Here is an 11,201-nt window from a genome sequence, read left to right on the forward strand (position 1 = left end):
TCATTAAAAAAACAAAATATGAAAAAAAGAATTAAAGAAATTGTACAGAAAAAGACCACCGATATCGAAGTGGAAAAGATATCGCGTAAAGATGCTCTCAAAAAAACCGGATATTATGCTGTTTCAGCAGCAACAATGATGATTCTGCTTAGTAATCCGAATAAAGCACAGGCCGCTTCACCCGGTCCTGCCGCTCCACCCAGATGGGGTATATAATTGGAATGTCTCAAATGAAAACGTTTTTAGATGGTTTCATCTTTTGGTAAAAAGTTTAAAGAATGAGGGGAGCAATCCCCGCATTCTTTAAAATCAGTCCAGCGAAATCCAAAGTATTGGTAGAGTGTGTTCCGGATGAAAAACGGTCCAATATGAATTTGGATACTTATAAAATAAGAATAATCTTGCTTTCGTGCTGATTCGAATGCAGATTTGTTTGTATATGTTCATTATATGTAAAATAGTCATTTTTGCAATTCGAAATGAACATACCTGCAGATCCCACAATAAAGAAAAATTTGCCAGAAATGAAAAATATCCATTGTTGATGAAATACATTTTGTGTTAGAACCGGAGCATATATAGCGGGAATTAATCATGGAGTGAATGGTGGTTGTTCAGTACAATTCTAATATTTTATGTCCTGTACTTGAGAAATACAGGCAGGGCAAACGCATTTAAATTTTGAGTAAAGTTTCCCTGTATTTTTCGTTCTGTAAAGCTTTTGATCTTTTTCTCTTTTTGCTGGCTTTCCAATGTTGCTCGTTTACCAGCAAAGCCATGACTGTTTTTCGTATGGTGTTAAAATTCTGGGCGGCATAACCTTTTCTTTTTCTGGATTGATCTTCGCCAAAGACTACATCCAAAGTCCAATGCAGGTTGTTCTCGATAGCCCAGTGGTTGCGTGTCCAGGTGTTGAACTGTTTTGCCTGGGCTTCCAGACTTGATATGTAATATCTTGTTTGCCGGGAAGTTTCTCCGGTTGACTTGATAACCCGTTGAGAATCGATCCGGAAAATTGTTTTCAGCCCTTCCCATTGATCCGCGCCTTCGATCATCTCAAGGTTGCTGTACGCAGAGCATTCGCGGGTTTCGATCCGGCCATGCCCGCAATCAACATCTACATCGGAACTGATGGATTTATTGAACCGGATTGTATCCAGAATACCTTCTTCGAGCGACGGCTGGTTGCCTTTGACTGCAAGAATATAATCGGCCCCCTGTTTTAATATTTTCGAGGCAATGTTCTTTTGGCAGCCCATTGCATCAATGGTCACGATGCACCCTTTGACATCCAGGAGAGAAAGCAGTTGGGGAATGGCCGTGATCTCGTTGCTTTTCTCCTGAGTGGCTACCTGTCCCAGGCACAGCCCGTTTTGGGTGGCGAAAGCAGAGACCATGTGTATCGCCGGATTGGTTAAATAATGGGAGTTGCACATGCGCTTGCCATCAATAGCAACCACCTCCTGGTCGCATTGAGCCCGCAAACTGTTGGCCCACTGGGAAAAACAGGCCGAAAACTCAACTGGGTCAATGGCCGAAAAAACCCGGTTAAGCGTGTCGTGCGAGGGAATGCCATAAACAAAAGAGCCGTACTTGCGCAACCAATGCTGCTGTTCCAGGCCAAAGTCCGCGATTTCCTCCCATTCGTCCATTCCGCACAAAACGGCGGACAGTACCAGCAACAGGATGTCATGCAACTGGTGCCGGAAATTACCCCTGTTTGTCCTTCTTGGTTCGCTCACCTTGCTGAAAATCTGGTGGAAAAGCGAACTCTTCCATGCTTCTGAAATTTGTTCTTCTGTCTTCTTATTAATATAGCAAAACTGGCAAATTTTTTATCCAATCATGTAACTAATCAACAGATATTTAGTATATTAGCAAAACGAAAGGCGGGCCATTTACAACATGCAAAACCCGCCTTTCAAAAATATTAATCATTCAAACATAATGAAGAGTTATGAGGAAACCAAGCTCCTCGGCAGGAGCTTATGGCTTAAACCAAACTTTCTTAAATGCGTTTGCCCTGGAAATACAGGTCGCAAACTTTGAAAGCCGCCATAAAAGATATAACTTCATTTTATATACACTTATGCCGCAACGAATTCCATGCCAGAACCATTATCAACAATATGGGGCAGGCTTTTATTGGAGTGCAGGTAGGGTTTCACTTATTTTTGTAGTTTTGTCCCTCTACAAGATTCCACAAGAATGACTGAAAGTGAGAAATATTTATTTGAAAGGATAAAAAAAGGCGATGAAGCCGCATTTAAAGTCATATACAACAAGTATGTCCCCCGGTTGTACCATTTTGCTTATGAATATGTTCCGTACCGCGACCTAGTTGAAAACATTGTGCAGGAGACCTTGATGGTTTTGTGGGGAAAGAAAACTGAACTGGCGGAGGACACAAATCTCGGAGCATATTTGTTTACCGTCGCAAAAAATAATTGCCTATACAAACTGCGCGACCGGCGTTATAAACAACAACTGTTCGACTCGACCGAAATCGGCGAACTGGAATTAAAATTCAATCTGGACGCTTTATCTTCGCTTGATACATCACAAATTGCTTTTTTTGAAATTGAAAAGATCATTGCAGATACCCTCGAACAGTTACCTCCACAATGCCGCGAAGTGTTCAGGCTAAGCCGGTTTGAAGAAAAGAAAAACAGGGAAATCGCGGCGGAACTGGGTATCTCCGAAAAAACGGTTGAAGGGCATCTCACGAAAGCCCTGAAGCTGTTCCGGGCTACCTTAAAAGACTATCTTCCCATTGTTACATTCCTATTTGCTTCATAAAATTTTGCGGTGAGATAAAAAATATTTTCCATAGTTGGTTTAAAATGAGGGATTTGTGATTTTTCATGAAAAATATTTCAATTCTGGGCAAGGGTAAATGCGGTTTCATGTTTTAGTGTATATGAAACGATCTTGCAAGAAAAGGCACAACAGAAATTTTCATGTTGGCATCGTTTGGAGGGTAGCCGTTCAATGAGATAAATACCCCGGTGATGTAAACGAAAATGCGGTTAGACGTTGTAAAGGGCTTATGAAGGACATCGACAACATATTAAAAATAGTTTTGGGGACCATAGATAGCGGCCAAAAAAATGAAATCCTTTCCCTGCTTGACCAGAACCCCATCGCAAGAGAAGAATTCGGGAAGATAAAAAACGCCTGGGCGCTGGCCGCATCAAAAAAGGCAATGCCTGGTTACCAGGTTGAACAGTTGTACATAAACTTCAAAAAACAAGTGACAAAAAGGTTTGAGTCACGTAGCTTGCTTGTTTCCGGATTGCTAAAGTACGCTGCTGTTTTTATTTTGGCGGTTGCCATTTCAAGCCTTTACTTCTACTTTCCGCAAGACCGTTTCAACGACCTGGAAAAAATTAATTACACCACGGCCATTGCAGGTTATGGGCAGGTTTCTAAAATCATACTTCCTGACAGTTCGGTTGTCTGGTTGAATTCCGGCTCGCAAATTAAATATAACAACAATTACGGGCTTGACAACCGGGAAATATACCTTTCTGGGCAGGCGTATTTCCAGGTTGCAAGAAATGAAATGATCCCGATGAAAGTGTTTTGTGGCAACCTGGAAGTAAAGGTTCTGGGGACCAAGTTCGATATGAGCGCCTATCCGGAGGACGAGAACATCAGCGTTTTCCTGGAATCCGGCAAAGTAGAAATGCAGAATCTCAAACTAAAATTGGTAGGTTGCGAGCTGAAACCCGGGGAGATGGCGCAATATAATAAGTCAACCGAGGATTTGACTTTCGTTAAAGTCAGCCCCGATAAATTTATATCGTGGAAAGAAGGAATTTTGATTTTCAGGGATGACCCGATGGCCGACGTGATCCCCAAACTTGAACGGCGTTACGATATCGAAATAGAAGTGTCGCACCCGGAGATCTATCAATCCATTTTTACCGCGACAATCAAAAACGAAACACTCGAGGAAATATTCAAATCCATAAGTTTTGCGTGTTCCATCAACTACCAAATTCTGAAAGGGGACAGTCTGAATGCTAAAACTAAAATCATATTGACCAAATAATACTAAAAAACAATACTAACTAATTTACGAAAAAGGACTTGCTTATGAAAAAATGACCGATTTTACGACAAAAAAAGGAGATGCTGTGAACATCCCCTTTCATCTCTTTGCCTTGATTACTGGTTTTGAGAGGCAAAAGTTAATCTGAATCGTCAAAATTCAAATCAAAACAAATTTATGAAAAAAAATCATTATTCATTGATCCCGGTTTTTCATGAAATCTGGAGTTCTAAATTTTGCAGGAATATGAGGATAACTCTGTTTGTGTTATTGGTAACGATCTCACAGGTATTTGCTACAAGCACATACTCTCAAAATACCCGGTTGAGTATGAACCTTCGAAATGCTTCAATCAGGGAAGTTTTAATGGAAATAGAGAATAATTCTGACTTCTATTTTATGTATGACGCTACAAAAGTAGATGTTTCAAGACGGGTAGATATGTCGGGAGAAAATTTGCTGGTGACGGAAGTATTAGATAAAATATTTCAGAATACAGGCGTCACATACGAAGTGAACAACCGGCAGATTGCATTGAGCAGCACCCAGGCCGTGAAACCGGTAGGTCAGGCAGCACAAGGACTGTCAGGGAGCGTCACCGATCCTTCAGGCGTACCGCTTCCGGGAGTAACCGTATTGATTAAAGGTACCGCGCTGGGGACAATTACAGATATCGACGGGCGTTATTCGCTTGACAATGTACCGGCCAATGCCACGGTCATCTTTTCATTTGTGGGGATGACCAAGCAGGAGGTTGCGGTCTCAGGAAGAACAACGGTCAATGTCTCGCTGTCCGAAGAGATGGTTGGCATCGAAGAAGTGGTCGCAATTGGTTACGGTACCATGAGAAAATCGGACCTGAGCGGCTCGATAGCCAGCGTAAAATCCGAAGATTTGACCGCTTACCCGACAACGCTTGCGATGCAGGCTTTGCAGGGACGGGCATCCGGTGTGCATGTGCAAGCTACGAACGGAGAACCGGGTTCTGACTTTAGGGTCCGTATCAGGGGGGCAAAGTCGATCAGTTCATCCAGCGACCCCTTGATTGTTGTCGATGGTTTTCCCGGTGTGGCCATGCCTGCAAGTGAAGATATCCAGTCTATTGAGATATTGAAAGATGCTTCGGCTACAGCCATTTACGGGTCTCGTGGGGCTAACGGTGTTATTATGGTGACCACAAAAATCGGCAAGGCAGGAAAAGCCAGGATTGAATTCAATTCTTCCTATTCTGCACAAAAAGTACTCAATAAACTGGACCTGCTTAAAACAGCAGATTATATCAATTATGTGAATGAAATTGAGCCGGGAACACTAACAGGTTCAAATTATGAAGATACCGACTGGCAGGACGAAACATTCCGGCAGGGCGGCATACAAAATTACCAGCTTTCCATCTCAGGAGGCAATGATGATGCCCGGTACTACGTTTCCGGTGTTGTTTACGACCAGAAAGGGATTGTGCTTGATTCCAAGTTCAAACGTTATTCAATCACCAGTAACCTCGACTTACAGGCGTCAAAAAAACTCAAGGTAGGTGTTAAACTTTTTGCATCAAGAGAACTAAGGGATGGAACCGTAAGCATGGAAGGAAGCGGCGGCGCCGGACAGACAGGCGTCCTGTCGGCAACTGTTCTGACGGAACCGACCATCCCGGTATACAATGCAGACGGGACTTATCACAGTTCGTTTATGACCGGGCTGGAACGCGACAACCCGGTTGCCATCGCCAAAGAAACGGCAATCGAAAGTGAAAGTGATAACCTGCAGGCCAACGTCTTTGGTGAGTACCAGATCACGAAAAATTTAAAATTCCGGTCAACTTTTGGCGCGCAGACCTGGTCAAACCGCTATGGAAACTATTTGCCATCCTCTATGTATGGTGGCAGGAGCCTTGCCGGTCGTGGGTTTATGGAGGGCCGCAGGATCACCAACTTATCCAATGAAAACTATTTTACCTTTAGTGAAAAATTCAACGGAATTCACGATGTCAACTTAATGGCAGGTTACACGTATGAATCATACCGGTCCGAATACTGGCGTGGCTCAAGTCAAAACTATATCACTGACGCATTTGGATATTGGAATTTGTCAGGAGGGTCGGTTTATAACGCACCGCTCTCAAGTTTAACAGAATCGGAGATGACATCGTTCTATGGAAGGCTTCACTATAAACTCTTTGACCGTTACTTGTTTACGTTTACAGGCCGCTATGACGGATCATCGAAGTTTGCAAAGAACAATAAATGGGGTTTCTTTCCATCGGGCGCTGTCGCCTGGAACATAGCAGAGGAAGGTTTTATGGATGCCATACCACAAATCAGCCAGTTGAAACTGCGGGGTAGCTATGGGATTGCCGGAAACCAGTCAATTCCTGCTTACGGATCGTTGGCCTTGATGGGTGTTGTCCGCGGTGTTATTTTGGGTAACGAAGTGGTGAATGCAGTTACCCCAAACACCGTGGCAAACGACAACCTGACCTGGGAAAAGACTGCACAAACGGACATTGGTATCGATTTGGGCTTGTTTAACCAGCGAATCTCATTAACTGCCGATTACTATTACATGAAGACCACCGACCAACTGTTCCAGGTTCCCTTAGTTTCATACTCCGGGTACAACAACATGTGGAAGAATTTTGGTTCGGTTGAAAATAAAGGGTTTGAATTTACCTTATCGACTATAAACGTCAACAAGGACTTTAAATGGACAACCGAATTCAACTTCTCGAGAAACCGGAATAAGGTACTGGATTTACCGAACGGCGCAGATGTTTTAGGAAGCGTGTTCCCGGGACATATGGTTGGAATCGGTGCAACCAACGTGCTGAGGAAAGGCGAACCGATGGGGTCATTCTTCGGGTACATTTATGACGGCGTTTACCAGGAAGGCGATACTTTCCTTCCCGGCGGCGGTTTTGAGCAGGTTGCCGGCGGCGAAAAATTCCGCGACATTAACGGCAAGGAGGATGGAGTGCTTACCGGCCAACCGGACGGACAATTGAATGCAGATGACCGCACCATTATTGGCGACCCGAACCCAGATTTCATCTGGGGGTTAAACAATACGTTTGAATATAAGGGGTTTGATTTGAATGTGTTTGTCCAAGCTTCGCAGGGTAACGATATTTACAGTTTTACCTTGTTTGAACTGGAATTGATGCAAGGATTTAACAATTCAACCACCAAGGCGCTCGACCGCTGGACCCCGACAAATACCAAAACCGATGTCCCCAAAGCAACAGCCTTCCGTTCAAGGATATCTTCAAGCCGGTTTGTATATGACGGTAGTTATATCCGGCTGAAAAACGTGTCGATCGGCTACCAATTACCGAAGTCGTTGCTGCGTGGGGCTGGCATCAGCTATGCAAGGATTTATGTAAGCGGCCAAAACTTGGTTACCATCACCGATTACCCGGGTTATGACCCGGAAGTAAACTATCTGGGGGCTACAGGTATGGGTACCACAAGCAATGTCAACGTAGGGTATGATTATGGGAGCTATCCAAGTGCAAAATCTGTTACGGTTGGGGTACAGGTTAAATTTTAAAGTTTCCGATTAATTCACTTCAAAACTGAAAGAAATGAAATTATCTAAATTTTTTATATTGCCATTAGTAACACTTTTCGTGTTTGGTTGTGTTGATCTGGACGAAGACCCGGTTGGAAGGTTAATTCCTAAAGGTTTTATTAAATCGGAGAGGGATGTTCAAACCGTTATCAACGGCGCTTATGGAAAGATGGCTTCCGATAATTACTGGGGAAGAGAAATGGCTGCTGCGATCATGCTCCGAGGTGATATGGTTGACATCGGGAACCGGTCAACCGTTGTGGCAAGGATCCAAATTAACGATTTTAACGCCAATTCTACAAATGCGATGATCGGTACGTTTTGGCCTATGGCTTACCAGGTTATCGATGCAGCAAGTACGGCCATTGAAGGGGCAGAAGCTCTTGAGCAAACAGCCGGTATAAAAGCCCTTATTGGTGAAGCAAAGTTTGTGCGTGCTTTCACGTATTTCAATCTTGTGCGCCTCTTTGGAGATATCCCCTATTTTGATGGGCCTATAAAAGATCCCGAGGCGGCTGCATCTATCTCAAGAACACCTGAGGCTACGGTATATGAGAATATAATTAAAGATCTGGAGTATGCCAAAGAAAACCTGCCCATGGCGCATCCCCAGAATGGCGTTCGCAGCAGGCCGTCCAGAGGATCAGCCTATACGATGTTGGCCGATGTCTATTTGACCTTGGGAAACTGGCAGGAAGCCTATGGCCATGCCAAATGGGTGATTGACAATGCGGGGGGCCTGAACTACTCGCTTGAGGCCGATTATCAGGATTTGTTTGTTTCCAGCAAGCAGGATGGCATGCCGGAGCACGTTTTTGCCATAGAGTATAAAAAAGCAGGTAACACCTGGCCAATTGACTATGACAGCCATGCTGCATTTACAGGATTGAACGGGGCGGATGAAGTTGGAGGTTTTGATGTGGCTGTCCCCTCCATGGCGGTTTATAATACATGGGACAGCCGGGACTATCGTAAAAAAGTAGCCTTGGCAGACAGCGCCCATTATGGTGGCGTACTCGTTCCTTATACCAAATTTCAAGGTACAAAACGTCCGCATATAGCCAAATACTGGCGCTTCATGGGCGTACCGCGCGACCAGGTTACCGACACCGAAAACAACTATGCTATCTACCGGTATGCCGAAGTTTTGCTGATTGCTGCAGAAGCATTGAATGAGATCAGCGGCCCTACCGCAGAAGCACGGGGATATGTGAACCAGGTGCGTGCCAGGGCCCGGAATTGGGCGGGGACGGCAACCGCTTTCCCGGCAGATGTCGATCCCGCAATTTCCAAAGACGATTTCAGGACTCTCGTCTTGGAAGAAAGAAGGCTCGAGCTTAGCTTTGAGTTTAAACGCTGGTGGGACATCAAACGCCGGCAAATGGGGGACGAAGTTTTCAAAGGCCCGAACTCCCTCGAACCTCATGATAACTTTAATAACAACCAATATTTGTTGCCAATCCGGCAACGGGATATTGACCTGAATAAGAACCTGACCCAAAACCCGGGTTATTAAGGTAACCGTTAATCTACTGTTTCAGCGCCCACCAAAGCGGGAGTGGCGCTGAAACAGATTCTTAAGTCCTGAACTTAAGGCTGTATTGATTTATGATCGTTCTTCCTGGTTTTAGGTTTGTTTAGGACCGATAACCAGGTTTATCGATAGTTTTTAAGTCAATCTTTTTTACTTCTTCCATGAGGGGGGCTGCATCTGTCAGCTTTTTCCCTTTATGGACGGGTAAAATTCACCCGGATAAACTTATCCGGGTTTGCCGATACAGGTTGAGGCAGGAGGTACATGTCCACGGCGATACCACGATGGAAAACTTCAATTATGCTAACTTCATAAAATTTTCTTTTGTGAAAAGGTTGTTCCTGTTGGTCGTGTTATTTATGGCCCGGTTTGCTGTGTCTGCTGTTGAACCCGTAAATCCTTCGGTTACAGAAGATGTAAAAAGGGTTTTGAACTACCTTGTCGGGCTGAAGGGGAAGGGGATACTGACCGGCCAGCAAAACCTTGCCGACGATGTTACCCGGTGGACAAACAACGTGTTCGAACTGACCGGCGAATTTCCGGCTTTATTGGGCGAAGATTTCAGTTACGGCAACGATGCTTTCAAAAAGCGTTTGAACATAGTGCGTGCCGCTGTTGAACAATGGAAACAGGGCGGATTGGTTACCATATCGTGGCACCAGGTTACCCCTGATACCTGGGATGGAACGATGAACGAAGGGAACTTCAGGGATACTCAAAAGGACATGACCAACGAACGTTTTCAGGAGCTTTTACTTGATTCAACGGTGATTCACGAAAAATATATCGCCCACATTGATACGGTAGCAACCTACTTAAAAATGTTAAGGGATTCAGGGGTTGTGGTGTTGTGGCGCCCATATCACGAGATGAACGGACGTTGGTTTTGGTGGGGTGCGAAGCCTGAGTTTAGAAAGCTGTGGAAATTGATGTATGAGAGGTATACAAGCCATCATGGTTTGAATAACCTGATTTGGGTGTGGGCGCCAAACATTTCCAATCCGATTTCGAGGTATTATCCGGGAGACGATTATGTTGATATGGTTGGATTTGACGGATATCCGGATGGCGTCCGGAATTGGGATCGGGACGAAACATTAAAAAAGGAATTGGATGAAATGACGTCGTTAAGTAAAAACGGTGTCATTGCGTTGACTGAGGTTGGCTGGCTGCCCGATATGAACTGGTTGCAAACCAGCCGACCTGAAATTGTATGGTTTTTATGCTGGTGGACCCACCTTACGAAAGAAAATACTGAAGACGAAATCAAACAGGTGTACCATCACCCCTATGTAATCAACAGGAATCGGGTAGACTGGAAATCAGTCCGTTAAATGCTCTTGCACCTCCCGTTGATCAGTCGGCAATTAAGATAACATTTTGTCAAGCGCAAGTCAGGTTTTGTTATCAAAAAACGATTAAGTTATGACATTTAATAAAATCAAATTTTTTGTTTTTCTGGCCTGTTTCTTCAACGTCTTTTTGCTTTGGGCTCAACCAACCGAAAAGCGGGTTAAAATTCTGGTTGCACCCGATCATGCCAACTGGGTGTATAAACTTGGTGAACCCGCCCGTTTCCAGGTAACTGTACTGAAAAACAACAACCCGATAACCAATATACAAATCAGGTATGAAATTGGACATGAAATGATGGACCCGGTCGTAACCGATTCGATCGTGCTTAACGAAAATAAGTTTGTAATTGATGGCGGATCAATGGAAGAGGCCGGTTTTCTTCGCTGCAAGGTAACAACGGAAGTGGATGGCAACCGGTATGAAGGTCTTGCTACAGCTTCTTTTGCACCCGAACAAATAATACATGCGTTAAGAAACGAAGCGCTGCCCGAACCTACTGTTATATTCTATAACAGGTGCTCTGCAATGACCCGTTAAATGAAGTCTGATGTTAAAAATGGATTATGATAATAATTTTACATTCTGTTTTTAAGTATTCCCCGAAGAAAGATTATCCTGGTTATCAGTCAGGGTGGTTTTCTGTATGAATTCATCGACGGTCATTACGATGTGTTGAGAGTTGCCTGA

8 protein-coding genes are annotated in these 11,201 nt (G+C 44.1%); 7 read left to right on the top strand and 1 reads right to left on the bottom strand.

Annotation, left to right across the window (positions count from 1 at the left end; all coding sequences use genetic code 11):
- The first annotated feature begins 18 nt into the window (after positions 1-18).
- Positions 19-216, top strand: coding sequence for a hypothetical protein (locus AC6H3C_RS03880; protein ID WP_497519377.1), 198 nt, complete (start codon positions 19-21; stop codon positions 214-216).
- Between the two features lie 458 nt (positions 217-674).
- On the opposite strand, the gene AC6H3C_RS03885 is transcribed toward AC6H3C_RS03880, so the two are convergent.
- Positions 675-1,832, bottom strand: coding sequence for an ISAs1 family transposase (locus AC6H3C_RS03885; protein ID WP_497521246.1), 1,158 nt, complete (start codon positions 1,830-1,832; stop codon positions 675-677).
- A gap of 376 nt (positions 1,833-2,208) precedes the next feature.
- On the opposite strand from AC6H3C_RS03885, the gene AC6H3C_RS03890 reads away from it, so the two are divergent.
- The 6 genes from AC6H3C_RS03890 to AC6H3C_RS03915 all read left to right on the top strand — a co-directional run bounded on the left by AC6H3C_RS03890 (position 2,209) and on the right by AC6H3C_RS03915 (position 11,051).
- Entirely contained in the window at positions 2,209-2,799 is a 591-nt protein-coding gene (locus tag AC6H3C_RS03890) for an RNA polymerase sigma-70 factor (RefSeq protein ID WP_497519378.1), read from the top strand.
- A 250-nt stretch (positions 2,800-3,049) separates the two neighbouring features.
- Positions 3,050-4,057 carry a FecR family protein gene (locus AC6H3C_RS03895; RefSeq protein WP_497519379.1) on the top strand — a complete coding sequence of 336 codons (1,008 nt, stop codon included), beginning with the start codon at positions 3,050-3,052 and terminating at the stop codon, positions 4,055-4,057.
- A 330-nt stretch (positions 4,058-4,387) separates the two neighbouring features.
- Positions 4,388-7,603, top strand: a complete 3,216-nt coding sequence (locus AC6H3C_RS03900) for a TonB-dependent receptor (RefSeq protein WP_497519380.1) — start codon at positions 4,388-4,390, stop codon at positions 7,601-7,603.
- 34 nt (positions 7,604-7,637) lie between these two features.
- The gene (locus AC6H3C_RS03905) at positions 7,638-9,140 is read left to right on the top strand and encodes a RagB/SusD family nutrient uptake outer membrane protein (RefSeq protein WP_497519381.1); all 1,503 of its coding nucleotides are present in this window, start codon (positions 7,638-7,640) and stop codon (positions 9,138-9,140) included.
- A 344-nt stretch (positions 9,141-9,484) separates the two neighbouring features.
- Complete coding sequence (locus tag AC6H3C_RS03910) at positions 9,485-10,492, top strand: glycosyl hydrolase (RefSeq protein WP_497519382.1); 1,008 nt, start codon at positions 9,485-9,487, stop codon at positions 10,490-10,492.
- Between the two features lie 91 nt (positions 10,493-10,583).
- On the top strand, positions 10,584-11,051 hold the full coding sequence (locus AC6H3C_RS03915; protein ID WP_497519383.1) for a hypothetical protein: 468 nt from the start codon (positions 10,584-10,586) through the stop codon (positions 11,049-11,051).
- The last annotated feature ends 150 nt before the right edge of the window (positions 11,052-11,201 follow it).

The sequence above is a fragment of the Gaoshiqia sp. US2 genome (assembly GCF_059705485.1).

What these genes read in the sequence shown, in the direction of transcription:
- AC6H3C_RS03880 (WP_497519377.1), top strand. Translation starts at nt 19, where the DNA reads ATGAAAAAAAGAATTAAAGAAATTGTACAGAAAAAGACCACCGATATC.
- AC6H3C_RS03890 (WP_497519378.1), top strand. Translation starts at nt 2,209, where the DNA reads ATGACTGAAAGTGAGAAATATTTATTTGAAAGGATAAAAAAAGGCGAT.
- AC6H3C_RS03895 (WP_497519379.1), top strand. Translation starts at nt 3,050, where the DNA reads ATGAAGGACATCGACAACATATTAAAAATAGTTTTGGGGACCATAGAT.
- AC6H3C_RS03900 (WP_497519380.1), top strand. Translation starts at nt 4,388, where the DNA reads ATGAACCTTCGAAATGCTTCAATCAGGGAAGTTTTAATGGAAATAGAG.
- AC6H3C_RS03905 (WP_497519381.1), top strand. Translation starts at nt 7,638, where the DNA reads ATGAAATTATCTAAATTTTTTATATTGCCATTAGTAACACTTTTCGTG.
- AC6H3C_RS03915 (WP_497519383.1), top strand. Translation starts at nt 10,584, where the DNA reads ATGACATTTAATAAAATCAAATTTTTTGTTTTTCTGGCCTGTTTCTTC.